This window comes from Hymenobacter amundsenii (genome assembly GCF_002204745.1).
Lineage (GTDB): Bacteria > Bacteroidota > Bacteroidia > Cytophagales > Hymenobacteraceae > Hymenobacter > Hymenobacter amundsenii.
Genome location: NZ_NIRR01000008.1, coordinates 122,584 through 142,421, shown reverse-complemented (window position 1 = coordinate 142,421; position 19,838 = coordinate 122,584). Strand labels below are relative to the sequence as shown.

Genomic DNA, 19,838 nt, shown 5'->3' with positions numbered 1-19,838 from the left:
TGGCTTCTTTACAAACAGGAAACCCGTGCCCACGATGATGCAGATCAGGATAATGACCACGAAGCGGGAGTGCTTGATGCCGCGCTGCACGCCGTTGCCGGGCAGGGCCAGGGCCTGCTGTTGCAGCTCGGGGGCCTGGTAGGCGGGGCGCAGGTAGCGCACGAGGCCGGCCTTTTCTTCCTGGGCGCGGGCGTGGTTGAGGGCCACGAGGCGGGTCAGGATGTCGGCTTCGGGCAGGGTGGCGGGCCAGTTGTAGGCGGCGGCTACGGCGTCGTCGAGCTGCTGGTGGAGGCTGAGCACCACCGAGGCCAGGCCCTGCTGGTTGATGGTGTGCTCTTTGGCCGTGGCCAGGGGCTGGCCGGCGCGCAGCTTCTCCACCACGTTGTAGAGGTCGGTGAGCGTGAGGGTGGGGTGGGCGGCCTGCTGGCGCTTGCGGTGGGCGTCGAGCTGTTCGGCCAGCTCCCGGATGCGCGCCTGCTGCTCGGCCGTGGCCTCGGGGAAGGGGAACGGGTCGAAACAACGGGAGTTGTTGTAGCGGGAATCATTGCCAACACCCAGCCTTCCGCCTAATGCTAAAGACCAAACAATATGGTAGTGACTAGATAGTACGCCAAATATGAAAGCATCATCAGTTGCAAATACAACTAAGCCTTGGTCGGGTAGTATGTCCCCAGATATGAAAGAAAACACACGATGCTTTGCAGTCATCGAAGTGACGATGTAGCGAGGAAGCCCCGAAATAGCAGACCGTAAATTTTCATTTGAACGAGCAAATAGCCACCAGTTTTTGCGGCGTGCTTCATCACGCTGATTATCTCGCTCTGCTTTTACAGTCTGAAGCAAGTGTTGATATATTTCCGGAAACGATGTTAGAACTTCTTCCTCTTTGAGTCCTGACATATCTATCACATAGATACCTCTAGGACGAGTTGTCAAATCCTTACCATTCAGGTAAGGTCGAATATAAGTTTCAAGACCAGGTACACTACCCAATCCTAATTTCTGAGCGTACTGCTCATTAATGGCAAATCCACTACCTGCTAGGCACACGCCTCTATGACCTACACTCAGATTGGCTTTCAAAGGCTTAGCACTATCTAGCTCAGCCCCAATCGACAAGTCCGGCAGAATGCGTCCTTGTTGTTCATCAAAAGTTACATCAGCCGCATCATCGCCTTCCGCTGCTGTTTCGGTTCTTAGTGTCAAGAGTAAACCGGGCGCGGGCGTTGCCGGGGTGCGTTCGGCTACGGTCATGGCGATGCGCACGGCGGCTCCTTCGGCGGCATCCACCCAGGGATGGTCGGGCACGGCGAAGGTGAGGATGAGCGGGGCCGGGTCGCCTTCCAGGAAGGGCTGCATCACGCGGCGGTTGAAGGTTTGCTTGAGGCTGTTGGTGGTGATGAAGCCAAACCGCTCGGTGGCGCCGCGCTGCACGGCGGCGGCGGCATTGTACCACCAGTACATCACGAGGTCGGCCGAATCGGGCACCTTGCCCTTGTAGGCTTTGCGCAGGGCCTCGGTGTAGCCGTCGCCGAGGGCGTCGCGCATGCGGGCCGGCCCTACAAACGGCGGGTTGCCCACGATGAAATCGGCCTGGGGCCACTCGGCGGGGCGGGGGTTGGGGTAGTCGAGTACGGGCGTGCGGGCGGTTTCGTCGGGCACGGGCTGGCCGGTGGCGGGGTGCAGCCGGGTGGTGCCGTCCCAGCGCGTAACGGGCTGGCCCTGGGCATCGAGGCGGGGCACGGGCGGGCCGTGCTGGAGGGCGGCATCCTGCTGGCGGATGTTCTGGTACTCATCGAGCAGGGGCTCGCGCAGCTCGGAGGGGCCGTAGGTGCGCAGGTGCCATTGCAGGTACCCGATGCGCAGCACCACGTCGGCAATGGCGGCCGCGCGTGGGTTCAGCTCCAGGCCCAGCAGCTGGTGGGGGCTCACGGTGGTACCGCCGCCCAGCTCCAGCAAACCCGTTTGGCCGTAGCTGTTGATGGCGGCCAGCACCTCGCCTTCGAGCCGCTTGAGGTGTTCGAGCGTGACGTACAGAAAGTTGCCCGAGCCGCAGGCCGGGTCGAGAATGCGCAAACTGGTGAGGCGCTTGAGAAACCGCACCAGCTCGGCGCGGGCCTCTTTTTCCTGGCCTTCGGCGAGGCGGCGGGCGGCCGCGGCCTGGGCGGCGCTCCATTCGCGGCGCAGCGGCTCCAGCACCGTGGGCAGCACCAGCCGCTCTACGTAGCGGCGCGGGGTGTAGTGGGCCCCCAGGCTGTGCCGCTCCTTGGGGTCGAGGGCGCGTTCGAGCAGGGTGCCAAAAATGGCCGGCTCCACCTCCGTCCAGTCGGCTTTGGCCGATTGCAGCAGCAGCTCGGCCTGGGCCGCGCTCAGCGGCAGCGCGTCGGCATCATGAAACAGGCGGCCATTGAAGCGGCGCAACCGGGCCTGGAGGTCGGGCGAGAACCCGCCGGTGTCCATGGTGCGCCAGAGCGTCTGGAGGGCGTCGGGCAGAAACTCCAGCTGCTCGGGGCGGCCGTAGCGGCTGAGCATGCCGGTAAAGGAGGTTTTGGGAATCAGGCCGGTATCCTCCGAGAACATCGTGAACAGGCAGCGCATCAGGAACTGGGCCACCACATCGGGGGCGTGGCCGGCCTGTTCCAGCTGCTCCGAAAGCTTGGCCAGCCGGGCGGCCAGCTCCCGCGTGACGCGGGCGGCGCGGCGGCTGGCGTCCAGCTCGCGGGGGGCCAGCCAAATCTGGCGCAGCAGGGCCCGGGTGCCTTCGTCGGCCAGGGCCGTGAGCTTGATGCGGAACTTCGTCTGGTCGGGAAAGGGCACAAACGAGTCGCCGAGCCGGCGAAGTTGCTGTACACATCGAGGCAGTAGCCCACGTCGGCCACCAGCACGAACAGAGGCCGGGGCTCGCTCGGGGGCAGGGCGCGCACGTAGCCGAGGGCCTGCTGGCGGGCGGCCTGCATCATTTCGGCCCATTTGGCGGTGCCGCGCACGGCGTGGCCCTTGCGGCGTTTGGTGGGGTCGAGGCCCAGCTCGGCCCGCTCCTGGCGCAGCTGCTGGTCGGGGGTATCGGTGCCCTGCTTGGTTTCGAGCACGAAGCAGCCACGCTTGTAGAGGTCGATGCGGCCGGTGCTTTTCTTGGGGCCGTCGGCGAAGGTTACGGCCCGTTCCAGCACGTAGTGGTCGTGGGCGGGGTCGTCGGTGGTGGGGTCGGGGCGGGGCACGCCCAGCAGGTCGCAGAGGTCTTGCAGGAACAGGCCGTAGTTGGCGCGTTCGGCGCCGCCGGAGTTCTGCCAGCGGGCTTCAAATTCGGGGTAGGTCACGAGGGCGGTAGGATAACAGGATAATGGGGCGGGGAAGATAGGCAAGGGGCCGTTAACCCTACGCCCTGCCGCACACCCCACCCCCTAGCCCCCTCCCCTCCGGGAGAGGGGGGACTAGTTTTTAGTTTTTTAGGGCTAGCAAGCTAGTTCCCCTCCTTGGAAAGGAGGGGTTAGTGGGTGTATGCTAGCGGAACGTCATCCGCCGGGCCGTTCAACGCTAGTCAACCACCCCTAACCCCTCCTTTCCAATGAGGGGAACTAGCTTGCTAACCTTTGCTTCTAGGAAACTAAAAGCTAGTCCCCCGCTTCCGGGGGTGAGGCGCCCCGTGAGAACGTAGCGACGGTAGGGCTAGGGGGTGGGGTTGCTATCTGGTCGGGAAACCCGTTCTTTGTATCCGCTTCACCCCCAAGCCGGGAACTGGCTTGTTCACTGAACTATATGCGAAAGATTTATTGCCTGCTGGCCCTGCTGAGCCTGTTGTTGCGGCCCGCGGCCCACGCCCAGAAAGTTGGCCTCGTACTGAGCGGTGGCGGGGCCAAGGGCCTGGCCCACGTGGGTGTGCTGCGGGTGCTGGAAAAAAACCAGATTCCTATTGATTACATCGTGGGCACCAGCATGGGCGCCATTGTGGGGGCCATGTACGCGGCCGGCTACTCGCCCGAGCAAATCGAGGAAATCGTGCTCAAGCCCGAGTTCCAGACCTGGGTTTCGGGCGCCCCGCTGGAGGGCAAGGTGTACAACTACTACGACTCCGACCCCACCCCCGCCTCCCTGCACCTGCGCCTGGCCATCGACTCCACCCTCAGCACCCGCGTCACGCCGCGCCTGGTCGACGACGTGACCCTGAACTACGTGCTGGCTACCATGCTGGCGCCCGCCGGGGCCGTGGCCAACTACAACTTCGACAACCTGCTGGTGCCCTACCGGGCCGTGGCCTCGGAGGTATTCACCCGCGAGAAAGTCATTCAGCGCAGCGGCTCGCTCTCCGATGCCGTGCGCAACTCCATGGCCTTCCCGCTGGCCTTCCGCCCCATCCGCCAGCCCGATGGCCGCTACCTCTTCGATGGGGCCGTGGTCGACAACTTCCCTACCGGCGTGATGCGCGACGAGTTCCAGCCCGACGTTATTATTGGCGTGAACGTGGGCGACGTGGCCTTCGATAAATACCCCAAGAAGCGCGACGACGCCCTGCTCACGAGCACGCTGCTGTTCCTGGGCTCGAACGTGGCCGATACCACCTCGGTGGGCAAGAACGGCATCTTCATTCAGCCCAATCTGGGCGACATCACGGCCGCCGATTTCAGCAAGGCCAAGCAGCTCGTCGAGCTGGGCACCCAGGCCACCATCGAGAAGCTGGACCTGCTGCGCCAGCGCATTCCGCGCCGCCAGGATACACTGGCCCTGCAGGCCCGCCGCCTGGCCTTTCAGCAGCGCGCCCCTAAGCCCGAGTTCACCCAGATAACCGTGCAGGGCCTGCCGCCCCGGCAGCAGGAGTTCGTGCGCCGCTTTTTCCAGCGGTCGGGCGACAAATACACCCCCGGCGACGTGGAGGAAGGCTACTACCGGCTTGTCAACAACGACTTCTTCAACAACGTGTACCCCCGCATTCGCTACGACAAAAAGCAGGAGGGCTACGTGCTGGGACTTGATGCGCGCCAGAACAGCAACCTCACCACCGACCTGGGCGTGATGCTCTCGACCCGCTCGATGAGCAACATTTTCCTGGGCGTAGGTTACCGCTACCTCACCCGTTTCCTGTACACGGTAAAGGCCGATGCCACCATCGGGCGCTTTTATAACGGGGCGCGGGGCTCGTTCCGCATCAGCGTGCCGGGCAACGTGCCGCTGTATTTCGAGCCGGTGGTTACGTTCAACAACTTCAACTACCAGGATACCGGCGGCCTGCTGGGCTCCTCGGCCCAGAACACCCAGGTGCAGCAGCGCGACGTGAAGGCCTACCTGCAAATGGGTATCAGCCCTAACTACCGCAGCCGCTATATTCTGAGTGGAGGCCTGTTCACGAACCGCGACCGGTTTGCCAATACCAACGACATCAACAGCAGCGCCTCCCTCGACCAGAGCCGCCTCCAGGGCCTGACGGCGTCGGCCAACTTTGAGCGCAACTCCCTCAACCGCCGCCAGTACGCCGTGGCCGGCCGCCGGGTCGAGTTTGGCCTGCGCGGCGTAACGGCCCGCGAGAAGTACGACCCCGGCAGCACGGCCGGCGACATACCCGGCCGCACCAAAAACCACAACTGGGTGAAGCTGAACGTTTACAACGAGCAGTACTTCACCTTTAATAAGAGCGACTCGGTGGGCACGCGGATACACGCCTGGGGCTACCTGATGGAAGCCGAGCTGAGCACCCAGGGCCCGTTTGCCACCTACCGCTCCTCGCTCACGTCGTCGTCGGTGTTCCTGCCCCTGCCCGATTCGCGCACCCTGTTCCTCGACCGGTACCGGGGCACGGCCTTCGCCGCGGCGGGCCTGCGCTACGTGAAAGCCGTAACGGGCTCCCTCGAATGGCGCACCGAGCTGTATGCCCACACCCTGTTCCGGGGTTGGGACCGGCAGCAGTACAACCCGCTGCTCCCCAAGCGCGGCCAAACCGTCAGCCGCCCCTACCTCACGGCCATGACCGGCTTCATGTACCAAACCCCCGTTGGCCCGGCCGCCCTGCAGTTCATCCACTACGACGATTCCAACCACCGTTTCGGCGTCTTCGCCCACATCGGCTACGTCCTCTTCCGCGACCGGGCCCTGGACTAGCGGTGACTGAGTGACTAAGTGACTAAGTGAAAAAGAACGTCATCAATGCACGCGAGATTCTTCGCTGCGCTCGGAATGACGTTCTTCTTCACTCACTCATTCACCGAGTCCCCCACTCACTCTACCGGGTGCTGCGGGGGTTCTGTGCTGGTTTTGGTTGATGCACTGCTGCCAGCGCTTGAATTGGGGCCGGCGATGCTGGAGCCCGATAAAGGCGAGTCGCGGAACAGCAGCTGGAACAGCACGGCCGCCAGCCAGCCGGCCAGCGGAGGAGCCACCCAGTACACCCACAGGGCCGCGTAGTCGTGGGCGGCCACGGCCGAACCCAGGCTACGAGCCGGGTTGAGGCTCATGCCCGAATACGGGGTTTCGACGACCACGTACAGGGCCAGCAAGGCCCCCAGCAGCCAGCCGGCCAGGTTCTGGAGCCGCTTGGTGTGCAGGGCCATGAACAGCACGGCCGCCATAATGAACGTAATCAGGAACTCGGCCCCGAAGGCCACCGCCACGCCGTCGGGGCCGGGCTTGGTGAGGACGTAGTTTACGTCGGGATGGGCGAAATAGCGCCCCAGCACCAGCAGTAGCGCCTGCCCCGCCAGCAGCGCCCCCGCCACCTGGGCCAGCACGTACCAGCAAGCATCGGCCGGCCTGATTTTGCCCAGCTGCCAGAAGCCCACCGTTACGGCCGGATTCACGTGCGCCCCCGAGCGTTTCCCCCAGGGGCTATACACGATAACCACCACCGTCAGGCCCACCACCAGCCCGATAACGGCCCGCTCCAGCACGGCGTGGCCCGCCAGCTGTTCGGCCAGCCACGAGCCCGGGTAATGCACGGCCGTCGCCGTCAGTCCCGACATGAACAGGAACAGGAAAATCCCCGCCGCTTCGGTTAGGTAATTGGACCAGTGCCGCTTAACCGACACAAGGAGGTGAGCAAGAAAACTGGGTTGGCGCACAGTGTTGGAAAGCAGGGGCAAGAGAGTGAACAGCAGCAGGACCCATTTGAACAGGACTAGCCGTTGTGCCGGAAACCAGGCAAGAAAGGGCCACAGGGGTGTAGCGCGAAGCTGGAGCTTGGCTTCGCCGTCCTTCGGTTCGCGCTACACCCTATCTGTTTACGTTCTGCCAGCATAACAGCGTGTGGGGCAAAAGTGCCGGGGCCGGTGGCTTATTCGTCGGCGCATTTTTCGCGGGCGAACCGGTCGAGCAGGGCAGCTACCGCTTCGGGGGCTTCGTAGGGCAACAGGTGCCCGGCCCCACCAATAATTTCGAGGGGCGTGCCCGCCGGCAGCAGCGGTAGCGTTTCGAGCCCATGCACCGAGGGCGACATCACGGCATCCTGGTCGCCGGCCACAATAGCGCACGGCACCACTATGCGGCTCATCTGGGCTCCAATGTCCTCGCGGCTGCCTTCCAGCAGCCAGGCGTCCCAGGCGGCCCGGGTACTGCGCAGGTTGTCGGCCACTACCTGCCGGACAGTAGCGGCAGGTAGCGCCTGCGCCGTGATGTGGCGCTGGGTTTTCTCGGCCTCCGCCGCCTGGCCCCAGGCCTGCAGGCTGGCCTGGCGGTCGGCTTCGGTCATGGGTTCGGGGGTAGGCGGCGAGGGGCTGAGCAGCACCAGCCCTGCCAGCCCCGCTGGTTGTCGGGCCGCCAGGGCCAGCGCAATTTTGCCACCCATGCTGTGGCCTACCAGCACGTAGCGGGTCAGCTTTTCAGCCTCAATAAAAGCGGCTACTGCATCGGCGTAGGCACTCACCGAGAAGCCACCGGACGGTGCCGGGGCTGCCCCGAAGCCCCCCAGGTCGGGAGCCAGCAGGCGGTATTCGGGTTGAAGCAGGTCGGCTAGCTGGTCGAATTCGTGGCCAGCTCCAGCCCAGTAGTGCAGGGCCAGGAACGTGAGGTGGTAGTTGGGCATAGTGTATTCTACGGCATAACCGACGCCCCGACGGGCAGCCCATATAATTTAGTTGGTGCCACCCTAACTGCTCGGCACAGCCCCAAAAAAAGCCAGGGGCAACTCCTTTACGGAATTGCCCCTGGCTTAGTAGCTAAACTGAGTCGAAACCCAGGAGCCGGTATTAGTTCTTGCTTACCCGCATCACCTGGGCTTCGCCCGAAGGCAACACCAGACGCACGAGGTACATGCCGGTTTTCAGACGGGCCGCGTTGGGCAGCTCCACGTCGGTAGTACCGCTGTTGAGCTCAACTACGTGTTGAGCTACTACGCGGCCGGTCATGTCGGTAACCGAAAGCTGGGCCTTACCAGCCACGGCCGAAGTAGCCGTCAGGTACAGCGCGTCGCCGAAGGGATTCGGGAAACCTTTCAGGTTGGCTTTAGCCAAGTCGCTGCCACCAAACGTCAGCACTTTTGGCGCATAGTAATGGTCCTGGCCGCCCAGGTCGATCTGGCGCAGACGGTAGTAACGGGCACCCGTCTTGTTGGCTTCTTTGTCTTCGTAGCTATAGCTCAGCAAGTTTTTGCTGTTAGAATTGGCGCTGGCAACAAAAGCCAGAGTCCGGTAGGTACGGCCATCATTCGATACCTGTACCTCGTAGCCGCGGTTGTCGGTTTCAGCCACCGTTTCCCAAGTAATGAGCGCATTGTCCCCTACCCGCTTGGCATTGAATGCCGTCAGGACAACGGGTAGCGGGGACGTAAACTCGCTGAGAGAGAAAGTAGCGAAGGTCGTTACGTTATTCTTCACCAGCGTATTGGTGGTTGCACTAAAAGCATCGCGACCTAACTGGCCGAATGTGTCGCCACCCGAAGTAGACACGAAGAGCGCCAACTTGCTTTCATCCAACGTCTGATTGTTAGGACGAAGATTAGTTAGCTCATTATCGAGGTACCGAAAGGTCAACGTAGCGTTCAGACCGCCGGTGTTGGTTTGCTGATCGGCCGGACGCACGCCGAAGATGCGGCGGATAGTTGGCCGGCTGTTGGAGCCGTTATTAACAGAGGCATAGTTCTCGGCTGTATTACGCGTTACCGTCACGATGCCCGGGTTGTTGCCCGTAAATCTGAGCGAAAGGCCGATGTTACCGAAATCCTGGGTTACTCCGGCTACGGCTGTTTCAGAAATCTTCACGTAACCACGCAAGAAAGTGGTTTCTGTTTCGCCTTCAATGCGGGCCGATGGAATACCGATGTTGTTAACGTTGGTCGCCGGAGAAAGCTCAACGAATGACACGGTAACGGCGCTAATATCGGTTTCCACAATACCGTTGATGAAGCGTAATACACCACCGGGTTTAATGGAGAAGTTGGCTACCAGAGTTTTAATCCCGCCACCATCAATTTCTACATTTACCAAGCCGGAGGCTGAACCGCTAATAGCTTGATCCGTTCCCCTAAAGGCAAGGAAAGTGTTTTCGCGCTGAATAAAGCTATCCTGCTGGTTGTTAAAGTCGCCGTACACGTTCAGTCGCCCCACTACCAAGCGAGTGATAGAGCGCTGAGCTTGGCTGGTTCCATTCATCGTTAAAGAGCGGGTCTCGGCCGGGCCGGAAGCTCCTCGCGGACCGGTAGCAGTATTATCGTAACCAGGTACCTGAGTAGTTACCTCCGAAGTACTTCCATCAGGGTTTTGCACAGTAGTCTTATTCGTGCTGGGCGCTTTAATTGCGTCGCTGTAGATGTTAGGATACTGTACCGACGAGCCCGCACCAAAGTTGGGAATGGTAGCGTCTTTACCCGAATTCGGCACCCCGTTACTCCAGTTGGCCGGGTCAAACCAATTGTCGTCTTTACCGCCAGTCCAAGTGGTAGAGGTTGGAGCTTCATTTGGACGAACACCCTGTAATACGAATCTAGCAATGTAGAAGGTTCCGGGAGGATCAGTCAGCGTGAAAGGTGCCGGAAACCCAAACTGACCGGGACTAGAACCATTCACTTCATGCTGAACAAAAACAAAGTATTCTCCTGCTACTAAACCAGTAAGAAGGTTGCGATTAGCGACAGTAGTGGAAAACGTTTTTGTTGTAGGTTCCCCAACAGTAGTATTGGTCAAAGGAAGATTTACAGAAACCGGGGAATTGATATCCGTAAATGTACCGTTCGCTTCACGGCGGGCGAGACGATACCTGATAGAACTACCCGTAGCAGTGATAACATCTGGGCTAAACTCCTGCGTAACTATAGTTCCCCCGTTCAGTAGCAACTTGAGGTTGAAGTCACTGATGTCGAAAGTCCCTAACTCTGCCCCATTGAAAGGTTTTGAGGGAGTGGGGTTTTTGCCATCGAATGCCTCATTGCCATTGCCCCGGTCAATGATGATGGTCGAACTGACAATTCGGGTTCCGCTGTTGCTCTGGGCGCGGGCCGTAAAGCTCGTGCCGAAGGCGACAAACAGCGCCAGCAGAGGTAATAGACGCCGCCAAGCTTGACCCTGAAGGGCAAGAGATGGATTAAATAAGGGTGTTTTCATTCCTGAGGATGCTTAAAAAAAGAGAAGATTTTCCAATTATGAGACTAGCGCGCCCGTGTCCGGGTGAATTTGGTCGACTATACGGAGCCGGTGAATTATGGCTGCAAATTTTGTATAAAAAACCAAGAAATATGTAATATACCGGCAAATAAGCCTAAAATAGGCACATCAATATTATATATTCAATAAATAATATAAACGCAATCAATGCATCTCCCAACTATCGTACCACGCTGTAGGGCGGTGCAGCCAGCACTTTCTTAAAATGGGGCAGTTCGACACTCAACACGTCATGGACGCTCACCCGGATTTTGTGGGCCAACTGCGTAATGGGCAAATCGTTGCTATCGGTGCCGAAGGGCTGCTCTATTTCCTCGGCAATCATTACTAGGCCCAACATGATGTAGGCCCCGACCATCGTGATGGGAATCATCCAATAACCACTGCTAGCCAGCAGCACGAACGGCATGATGCCGATGAAGAGGGTGATGAACATCTTGATGAAGAAAGTGTAGGAAAACGGGATGGGCGTGGACTTAATTCGCTCACAAACGCCGTTCACTTCCATCATTCCCAGCAAGTGGGGTTTAAAGGCAAGCAGATGCACCGGGTCGATGATCTGGGCCTGGCGCAATTGCTCGATACTTTCCTGGATAACGGCCAGTATGCAGATAGTGGGGCTATCGGCGGCTTGCAGGCGCCCGATAATGTCGGGCGTGGCTTCGAACTGCTCGAAGCGCACGTTGTTGCGCAGGTTGCCCTTGAGGGCCAGCGGGAAGTTGGAAATCAGGGCGGCATAGTAGGCCCGGCTGCGGGCCGCGTCGCGGGGCAAAATGGCATTGAGCTCGATGGCCAGCCCCCGGCAGTGCGACACGAGCTGACCCCACACCCGCCGGCCCTCGTAGTAGCGGTCGTAGGCGGTGTTGGTGCGAAACACGAGCAACAGGCTGAGCATGATGCCCAGAAACGAGAAGTACTCGCGCCCCAATTGGATGGGCACAGCATGATAGCGCAGCACTACCAGCGCCACCACAATGTTGTACACCCCCACCAGCGCCACCCGGCGCAGCAGCAGCAGAATTACGCTTGACGTATGGAAATGCCAGAGGGCCCGCCACCAGTCGCCGGCTTTATAAACAATCATAGTCGCAAGGTTTGAAGCCTGCAACGCGAACTACTCCAAAGGGTTTTGCGAGCCGCTACGATTGGGCTTATGGTGGCCCCACCAGCGCATAATGGAGTCGTTTTCCGACGAATGACGGTCTAGTCAGCAGGATCGAGCTGCGTCTCTGTTAGGCATCCCGAGCCGCCCGGACTCCCGCAGCGCCTGCCGGCTTTTTGCACTCTGCCCCGGCCCGCCAAAGCCAAGGCTCGAAGCTAACCGTTACCGAGCGCAACTGCGGGCGTGTTTGCGCGGGCTGTGGCCCTTGGCTTTGGCGGGCTTGGCAGAGCGTAAAACAACCAGCCGCCAACTCCCCTAAGAGGAAACCGGCGGCTGGTAGGGACACGGAGGGCGCGATGGATACTTAGCCAGCAGCTTTACGCTGAAGCAGAAACTTATCGGCGGTGCGCAGGCTGAGGGCCATGATGGTGAGGGCGGGGTTCACGCTCAAAGCACTCGGAAACACCGAATTGTCGCAGATGTAGAGGTTGGGCACGTCGAAGGCTTTGCCATCGGGGTCCACTACCGCGTCGTCGCCACTCCGGCCCATACGGGCCGTGCCAATCACGTGGGCGTAACGCTCGAAAGCCCAGATGTCGGTGGCTCCCGCTTCCTGCCAGATCTGGCGCATGAGCTTTTCGGCGTGGCGGTTCATGCGCTGCTCGTTTTCCTGGGCCGTGAAGTGCAGGCGGGGCTTGGGCAGCCCGCGGGCATCCTTCTCGTCGCTGAGCTCCATGAAGTTGCTGGCGTGGGGCAGGCAGTCGCCCAGAATATTGATGCCGGCAATGTGGTTGTAGTTGCGCATGTAGTCGCGCAGCGGCTGCCCCCAGAGCTTGCGCTGGCGCACCATCTGGGTGGCAAAGGTGACGGGCATTACGCCAATGCTTTGCAGCAGGTAGCCGCCCGCGAAGTCGGCATCTTTGGGCCGGTGGGTATCTTCGGAAATCAGGCCGCCCGGAATGCCCTTGTAGGGCCGGATATCCTCCGGGAACGTGCCCCAGACCTGCATGCCGGGGTGGGCCATGAAGTGCTTGCCGACCTGCCCACTGTTCAGGGCCAGCTCGTTGAGCATCAGCAAACGGGGCGTTTCCACGGCGCCAGCGCATAAAAACAGGTTTCGGCAGCGCTGGCGCACAGTACGGCCATGCTGCTCGTACATCACGCCCGTAATGCGGCCCGAGGCATCACGCTCAATCTCGGTTACGTACGCATCGGCCCTGATTTCGGCCCCGTAACTTTCGGCCAGGGGCAGAAACGTGACGTCCATGCTGGCCTTAGCCCCGCGGTTGCAACCAGCCTGGCAAAAGCCCCGGTTGGTGCAAGCCTCGCGCCAGCCAATGCCCTCCTGGTAGTAGCGCGCAGACAAGGCCGCATTGGCCGCCGGCGACGTCCGGATGCCCAGCTTGCCGCAGGCCCGCTCCATGAGCTGGGCCGCCCCGTTGAGCGGCAGCGGCGCCAGCGGGTAGCCCTTGCGCCGGGTAGGGTCCCAGGGGTAGGGCGTGGGACCCGAAATACCCAGGAAGTGCTCTATCTCCTCGTAATATGGGGCCAGCTCATCAATCTGAAAGGGCCAATCGACGCCCTGGCCGAAGTCGGTGTGCAGGGTGAGGTCGCCGCGGTGGGCGCGGGGGGTATAGGCGGTGTAGTGCAGCGTAGAGCCGCCCACGCCGGTACCGGAGTTGTTCTTACCGAACGCCACCGGATTGTGGCCGGCCGAAAGACGCTCATCGTTCCAGAAGAGGAAGTTCTGGGCTTTTTCGTCGGTGGCGTAGTCTTTGGTTGGGTCGCGGCGGGGGCCGGCTTCCAGGGCCACTACGCGCAGGCCGGCCTGGGCCAAGCGGGCCAGCAGGGGCGCGCCGCCCGCGCCGGTCCCAATCACCACACAATCCACCTCGTCGGTGGGGTCGGGCAGCGGGGCGGGCTGTTCCAGCGGGTTGCGGCTGGGGTCGGCCTGGAGGTCGTTTTCTTCGAGTATCTCCCGCAGCAGCGGGTCCTGTATTTCGGGTTGCAGCGGGGTCAGCGTGCCTTCTTCCAGCGTTTCTTCTTCGGGCATGAGCGGTGAAATGAGTGGATGGGCAAATGGGCAGCTTGGTGAGTAAGCAAGTCGGTGAAAATGAACATCAATCACTCATTCACCGAGTCACTTATTCACCCATACGCCTCCGGTTCGCGGGGTTCAAGTTCGTTGAGGCCGATTTTGGTCCAGCCGGGTATATCGGCCATGCCTACGTACCCAATTTCCTCCTGAGCCAGGGGATGGGCGTAGTAACTTTCGGCCAGCTCGGCCAGCATCTCCTCGAAAAACTTATCCTGGGGCACTTCCTGCCAGTTCTCACCGGGCGCTTCTGCGGCCGCCAGCTGCCCGATAATTACGTCCTGCTGCTCGGCGCTCAGGGCCACAAAGAGCTGCTGAAAAGCGGCCTGCGCGGCCTGGTTGATGCCACCTAAGCCGAGACGGTAGGCTTCGCGGTCGGGGGGCATGGCATCGTAGCGCCAGCCGTCGGCGCGGCCCTCCAGCAGGCGCTTATCCACGTTCGGAGCCAGCTCGATGGGGGTTTCGCGGTCGGGCTGGGGAAACACGCGGGCGGCCACGGCCCGCAGCAGCTGGTAGGTATCAGCGTCGAAGAACTGGGGCGCGTAATCGGCCTGGGAAACCAGGCGGGCCTCCAGCGCGGCCCGGGTGGCGGGCGTCACAAGATCGGTTTCCAGCAGCGCCCGGACGGTACCTTCGGGATAATGAGGCATAGAGTGAGGTGGGGAAATAGTGAGGTGGTGAGCTTTATATTCGGTGCCCCAACGGCGCGAAGGGCACCATTGGGGCCAGCCGAATAGCACTCAGCCAGATAAGCACGGCAGCGTGCGAGGTAAACAGGCAAGAGGTGGGGTTGGGTTTTGAGCGGGTGAAAATGAGTTATCCGGCAGCCCTTCAACACTGCCAAAACCAGCCGAACAGCAACTTACTATAGTATCACTTCCCCAAATTACGCTACCCGTCGCTGCTCATTTTGCCACCCGTGACGTGGATGAGCGAGCCAGTCATGAACGAGCCGTCCTGGGAGGCCAGCAGCACGTAAGCCGGGGCCAGCTCCTCGGGCTGGCCGGGGCGGGCCAGGGCTACTTCGTGGCCGAACTTCTCAATTTCCTCCTTAGGCATAGTACCGGGTATGTTGGGCGTCCATACTGGGCCGGGCACTACGCAGTTCACGCGGATATTCCGCTCGCCCAGGCTCTGGGCCAGGCTCTTGGTGAAGCCGTGAATGGCAGCTTTAGTGCTGGCGTAATCAATCAGGATCGGGATGCCGGTAAGGCCCACGATGCTGCCGGTATTAATGATGCAGTCGTGCTCCTTCAGGTGAGGCACGGCGGCCTGCGCCATCCAGATGTAGCCCAGGATGTTGGTGTCGAAGGTGCGGCGGATCTGTTCCTCCGGGATATCCTCGAACTTCTGCTGGCTCATCTGGTAGGCGGCGTTGTTGACCAATATATTGAGGCCACCCAGCTCGTTGCGGGTGCGGGCCACCGCTTGGCGGCACTGCTCGGGCTCGCGCACATCGTGCTTGAGCAGAATGCACTGGCGGTTCTGGGCTTCCACGAGGCGCTTGGTTTCCTCGGCGTCCACGGTGTTTTCGTTGTAGAGCACGGCCACGTGGGCGCCTTCCATGGCAAAGGCCACGGCCACGGCCCGCCCGATACCCGAGTCGGCACCGGTTATCAGGGCCACCTTGTCTTGGAGCTTTCCGGCGGGGCGGTAGGTGCTGAAGCTCATCCCCGGCTGCAGCTCCATATCAGCCTGCTTAGCCGGGTAGGGCAGCGTCTGGGCGTGCTGCTTCATGTCTTTGGCAGTGGGCCGCTTCACGGGCTTGGGAGCTTTATCGGCAGCCTGAGCGGCTTTTTTGGCGGCGGGCGTGGCGGCAGTTTTCGCGGCCGGCTGGGCGGCGGGCTTGGGATCTTGGGCGGGGGCAGGGTTCTTTTTAGTAGTCATAGAGGTAGTGCGAAAAGAGGTAAGGTGGTGTTGAATCCTACGCGAAACCAGTTCGTGCGTTCAGGAAAACCCAAATTGTGGTGCTCTTCCTCCAGGCCCGGATCGGATTGGGGACTGTCTTGAATTCTGAGCATTCCGGTTGTACCTTCGCTTCGTTACTTATCCAGAAAGACCGAGGGATTGGGCCCGATGACGTCTTAGCAACCTGAAATAAAATAAGGTGCTAACTCCCGTTTCGGGCCGTTTTGCGGGCTGGAAGAAGATAAGTTACGGAACCGGCCTTATGCGCCCGGCTCTTTCTGGATAGGCTTTTTTGCCGCCGATTTATCCGAAGCGCCGCCATGCCGACCGTCCTAACCACCCCCGCTACTACCTCGCCCCTCCACGCCATTCTGCGCCAGCGCGTCCTGATTCTGGACGGGGCTATGGGCACCATGATTCAGCGCCACCCGCTCACGGAGGCCGATTTCCGGGGTGCCCGCTTCGCCGACCACCCCAAGCCCCTGCGCGGTAACAACGACCTGCTCAGCCTCACCCGCCCCGATATTATCCGGGACATTCACGCCGAGTACTTCGCCGCCGGGGCCGACATGGTGGAAACCAACACGTTCAGCGGCACCACCATCGCCCAGGCCGATTACGGGCTGGAGCACGTGGTGTACGAGCTCAACTATGAGTCGGCGCGGCTGGCCCGGGAGGCGGCCGACGAGTACACGGCCCTCACGCCCGGCAAGCCCCGCTTCGTGGCCGGGGCTGTGGGCCCCACCAACCGCACCGCCAGCATCTCGCCCGACGTGAACCGTCCCGGCTTCCGGGCCGTGACGTTTGATGAGCTGGCCACCGCCTACCTGGAGCAGGTGCGCGGCCTGGTAGACGGCGGCTCCGATGCCCTGCTGATCGAAACCATTTTCGACACGCTCAACGCCAAAGCGGCCCTGTACGCGGTGCAGAAGTTCTTTGATGAGGGCGGCCGGGTGGTGCCCGTTATGATTTCGGGCACGATTACCGATGCCTCCGGCCGTACCCTCTCGGGGCAGACGGTGGAGGCCTTCTGGAACTCCATCCGCCACCTGCCGCTGCTGAGCGTGGGCCTGAACTGCGCCCTCGGCGCCGACCAGCTCCAGGTGTACGTGAAGGAGCTGAGCCGAATTGCCGACGTCCACATTTCGGCCTACCCCAACGCCGGCCTGCCCAACGCCTTCGGCGGCTACGACGAATCGGCCCAGGAGTTCGCCGATGTGGTGGAAGGCTATCTGGCCGAGGGCCTCGTGACCGTGGTGGGCGGCTGCTGCGGCACCACGCCCCAGCACATTGCCGCCCTGAGCGCGCTGGCGGAGCGGTATGCGCCACGTAAAATTGCCTCACCCCCCGGCCCCCTCTCCAGAGAGAGGGAGCCTAACGGGCCTATTAGAACTGAATCGTCTGGCTCCCCCTCTCTGAAGGAAAGGGGGCCGGGGGGTGAGGCAATAACCCGCCTCGCCGGCCTCGAACCGTTCAACATCACCTCCGACAGCCTGTTTGTGAACGTGGGCGAGCGGTGCAACGTGACGGGCAGCCGCGCCTTTGCCCGCCTCATCCGGGCCGGCGACTACGAGGCGGCCCTCAAGGTGGCCCGCGACCAGGTGGAGGGCGGCGCTCAGGTAATCGACGTGAACATGGACGAGGGGATGCTCGATTCGGAACTGGCCATGACCACGTTTCTGCACCTCATTGCCTCGGAGCCCGATATTTCGCGGGTGCCGGTCATGATTGACTCCTCGAAGTGGACCGTGCTGGAGGCCGGCCTCAAGTGCGTGCAGGGCAAGAGCATCGTCAACTCTATTTCCCTCAAGGAAGGTGAGGATGTGTTCCGGCAGCGGGCCCGCACCGTGCGCCAGTACGGGGCCGCCGTGGTGGTTATGGCGTTTGATGAGGACGGCCAAGCCGATTCCTACCAGCGCCGCATCGACATCTGCCGGCGCAGCTACGACATTCTGGTGAACGAAGTGGGTTTCCCGGCCGAGGACATCATCTTCGACCCCAACATTCTGACGGTGGGTACCGGCCTCGATGAGCACCGCAACTACGCCCTCGATTTCATTGAGGCCGTGCGCTGGATCAAGCAGAACCTGCCCGGGGCCCTCACCAGCGGGGGCGTCAGCAACATCAGCTTCTCGTACCGCGGCAACGACGTGGTGCGCGAGGCCATGCACTCGGCCTTCCTCTACCATGCCATCCGGGCCGGCCTCGATATGGGCATCGTGAATCCCAGCCAGCTGGCCGTGTACGACGAGGTGCCCAAAGACCTGCTGGAGCTGGTGGAAGACGTGCTGCTCAACCGCCGCCCCGACGCCACCGAGCGCCTCGTAGATTTCGCCGAAACGGTGAAAGACCAGAAAGCTAACAGCTCTCAGCTAACAGCTAACAGCCAAAATGAATGGCGCAGTCTGCCGGTGAAGGAGCGCCTGCAGCACGCGCTGGTGAAGGGCATCACGGAGTTCATTGACGAGGACACGGAGGAGGTACGCCAGTTGGTGGGCCGGCCGCTGGAAGTAATTGAGGGCCCCTTGATGGCCGGTATGAACGTGGTGGGCGACCTGTTCGGGGCCGGTAAAATGTTCCTGCCCCAGGTCGTGAAATCGGCCCGGGTGATGAAGAAGGCGGTGGCCTACCTCGAACCGTATCTGCTGGCCGACAAGCAGAGCGGGGAGCGGCAGACGGCCGGCAAAATCCTGCTCGCCACCGTGAAGGGCGACGTCCACGACATCGGCAAGAACATCGTGGGCGTGGTGCTGGCCTGCAACAACTTCGATATCGTAGACCTGGGCGTGATGGTGCCCTTGGAACGGATTCTCGACGAGGCCCAGAAGCAGAACGCCGACGTAATTGGCCTGAGCGGGCTGATTACGCCCAGCCTGGACGAGATGGTGTACGTGGCTCAGGAAATGGAAAAGCGCGGCCTTAAAACGCCCTTGCTCATTGGGGGGGCCACCACCTCGCGCCTGCACGCGGCCGTCAAAATCGCACCCCAATACTCCGGCCCCATCGTGCACGTGAACGACGCCTCCCGCTCGGTGGGCGTGGCCGCCAGCCTGCTCGGCTCGGGCCAGCAGGTGTACGCCCACGCCATCCGCGACGAGTACCGCCAGTTGCGTGAGGACTACGCCGGCCGCCAGCGCGACAAGAACTACCTGCCCATTGAGGCCGCCCGCGCCAACGGTTTTAAAGCCGACTGGGCCACCACGCCCATCGTGACGCCGACCTTCCTGGGCACCAAAACCCTCGACAATTACGACCTGGCCGAACTGGCCACCTACATCGACTGGACGCCCTTCTTCCAGACCTGGGAGCTGAAGGGCCGCTACCCGCGCCTGCTCACCGACGAAAACGTGGGCGAAGCCGCCACCCAGCTTTTCGAAGACGCGCAAAATATGCTGCGCCGGATCATTGACGAAAAGTGGCTTACCGCCCGCGCCGTGGTGGGCTTCTGGCCCGCCAACACCGTGGGCCACGACACCGTGCAGGTCTACCAGGACGAAACCCGCCAGCAGGTGCAAACCGAGTTCTTCACCCTGCGCCAGCAGAGCGAAAAGGCCGAGGGCGTGCCCAACCTGGCCTTTTCCGACTTCCTGGCCCCGCATGACACCGGCCGTACCGACTATCTCGGCGGCTTCGCCGTGACGGCCGGCATCGGCATTGAGGAGCACCTGGAGCGGTTTGCCCAGGAGCACGACGATTACTCCAGCATCATGCTCAAGGCCCTGGCCGACCGCCTGGCCGAAGCCTTTGCCGAGCGGCTCCACCAGCGGGTGCGGGAGGAGTTCTGGGGCTACAATCCGGCCGAAAACCTCTCCAACGACGACCTGATTCAGGAGAAATACCGGGGCGTGCGCCCGGCCCCCGGCTACCCCGGCTGCCCCGACCACACCGAGAAAATCACCCTCTTCGAGCTGCTGGACGCTGAAGCCAACACCGGCATCCGCCTCACCGAAAACCTGGCCATGTACCCTGCCTCCTCCGTCAGCGGCCTCTATTACGCCCACCCCGAGAGCCGCTACTTCGGCCTCGGCCGCATCGGCCAGGATCAGGTGCAGGATATGGCCGAGCGCAAGCACATGCCCCTGCCGGAGCTGGAACGCTGGCTGATGCCGAACCTTAACTACGAACCCAAAACGATGTAGGGGCAGGGCTTGTCCCCGCC

Annotated in this window: 11 protein-coding genes and 1 riboswitch; of the genes, 2 read left to right on the top strand and 9 right to left on the bottom strand. The window is 61.6% G+C overall.

Features of this window, described 5'->3' with window-relative positions:
* Positions 1-2,580, bottom strand: a 2,580-nt coding sequence (locus CDA63_RS07510; RefSeq protein ID WP_317044041.1) for a class I SAM-dependent DNA methyltransferase, incomplete at its 3' end; no start/stop codon positions are given.
* A 17-nt stretch (positions 2,581-2,597) separates the two neighbouring features.
* Positions 2,598-3,317, bottom strand: coding sequence for a type IIL restriction-modification enzyme MmeI (locus CDA63_RS21725; protein ID WP_317044040.1), 720 nt, complete (start codon positions 3,315-3,317; stop codon positions 2,598-2,600).
* 439 nt (positions 3,318-3,756) lie between these two features.
* Here CDA63_RS21725 and CDA63_RS07505 point away from each other — a divergent pair, with 439 nt between their 5' ends.
* On the top strand, positions 3,757-6,087 hold the full coding sequence (locus tag CDA63_RS07505; RefSeq protein WP_088463830.1) for a patatin-like phospholipase family protein: 2,331 nt from the start codon (positions 3,757-3,759) through the stop codon (positions 6,085-6,087).
* A gap of 116 nt (positions 6,088-6,203) precedes the next feature.
* Here CDA63_RS07505 and CDA63_RS07500 read toward each other — a convergent pair whose 3' ends face one another.
* The 7 genes from CDA63_RS07500 to CDA63_RS07470 form a co-directional block, all read right to left on the bottom strand.
* Entirely contained in the window at positions 6,204-7,010 is an 807-nt protein-coding gene (locus CDA63_RS07500; protein WP_165768229.1) for an aquaporin, read from the bottom strand.
* Positions 7,011-7,255: 245 nt separating this feature from the next.
* Positions 7,256-8,002: an alpha/beta fold hydrolase gene (locus tag CDA63_RS07495; protein WP_088463828.1), complete on the bottom strand. Its 747-nt coding sequence runs from the start codon at positions 8,000-8,002 to the stop codon at positions 7,256-7,258.
* 163 nt (positions 8,003-8,165) lie between these two features.
* Positions 8,166-10,514: a T9SS type A sorting domain-containing protein gene (locus CDA63_RS07490; protein WP_088463827.1), complete on the bottom strand. Its 2,349-nt coding sequence runs from the start codon at positions 10,512-10,514 to the stop codon at positions 8,166-8,168.
* Positions 10,515-10,734: 220 nt separating this feature from the next.
* Positions 10,735-11,658, bottom strand: a complete 924-nt coding sequence (locus CDA63_RS07485; protein ID WP_088463826.1) for a bestrophin family protein — start codon at positions 11,656-11,658, stop codon at positions 10,735-10,737.
* 382 nt (positions 11,659-12,040) lie between these two features.
* Positions 12,041-13,729, bottom strand: a complete 1,689-nt coding sequence (locus tag CDA63_RS07480) for a GMC family oxidoreductase (RefSeq protein WP_088463825.1) — start codon at positions 13,727-13,729, stop codon at positions 12,041-12,043.
* A gap of 95 nt (positions 13,730-13,824) precedes the next feature.
* The gene (locus tag CDA63_RS07475; RefSeq protein ID WP_088463824.1) at positions 13,825-14,421 is read right to left on the bottom strand and encodes a gluconate 2-dehydrogenase subunit 3 family protein; all 597 of its coding nucleotides are present in this window, start codon (positions 14,419-14,421) and stop codon (positions 13,825-13,827) included.
* A gap of 241 nt (positions 14,422-14,662) precedes the next feature.
* A complete protein-coding gene (locus CDA63_RS07470) occupies positions 14,663-15,658 on the bottom strand; it encodes an SDR family oxidoreductase (protein ID WP_088463823.1) in 996 nt (331 codons plus the stop codon).
* 156 nt (positions 15,659-15,814) lie between these two features.
* Positions 15,815-15,927: riboswitch (SAM riboswitch) on the top strand.
* Positions 15,928-15,999: 72 nt separating this feature from the next.
* Here CDA63_RS07470 and metH point away from each other — a divergent pair.
* The gene (gene metH, locus CDA63_RS07465; RefSeq protein ID WP_088463822.1) at positions 16,000-19,818 is read left to right on the top strand and encodes a methionine synthase; all 3,819 of its coding nucleotides are present in this window, start codon (positions 16,000-16,002) and stop codon (positions 19,816-19,818) included.
* The last annotated feature ends 20 nt before the right edge of the window (positions 19,819-19,838 follow it).

What these genes read in the sequence shown, in the direction of transcription:
- CDA63_RS07490 (WP_088463827.1), bottom strand. Translation starts at nt 10,514, where the DNA reads ATGAAAACACCCTTATTTAATCCATCTCTTGCCCTTCAGGGTCAAGCT.
- CDA63_RS07480 (WP_088463825.1), bottom strand. Translation starts at nt 13,729, where the DNA reads ATGCCCGAAGAAGAAACGCTGGAAGAAGGCACGCTGACCCCGCTGCAA.
- CDA63_RS07495 (WP_088463828.1), bottom strand. Translation starts at nt 8,002, where the DNA reads ATGCCCAACTACCACCTCACGTTCCTGGCCCTGCACTACTGGGCTGGA.
- metH (WP_088463822.1), top strand. Translation starts at nt 16,000, where the DNA reads ATGCCGACCGTCCTAACCACCCCCGCTACTACCTCGCCCCTCCACGCC.
- CDA63_RS07485 (WP_088463826.1), bottom strand. Translation starts at nt 11,658, where the DNA reads ATGATTGTTTATAAAGCCGGCGACTGGTGGCGGGCCCTCTGGCATTTC.
- CDA63_RS07470 (WP_088463823.1), bottom strand. Translation starts at nt 15,658, where the DNA reads ATGACTACTAAAAAGAACCCTGCCCCCGCCCAAGATCCCAAGCCCGCC.
- CDA63_RS07475 (WP_088463824.1), bottom strand. Translation starts at nt 14,421, where the DNA reads ATGCCTCATTATCCCGAAGGTACCGTCCGGGCGCTGCTGGAAACCGAT.
- CDA63_RS07505 (WP_088463830.1), top strand. Translation starts at nt 3,757, where the DNA reads ATGCGAAAGATTTATTGCCTGCTGGCCCTGCTGAGCCTGTTGTTGCGG.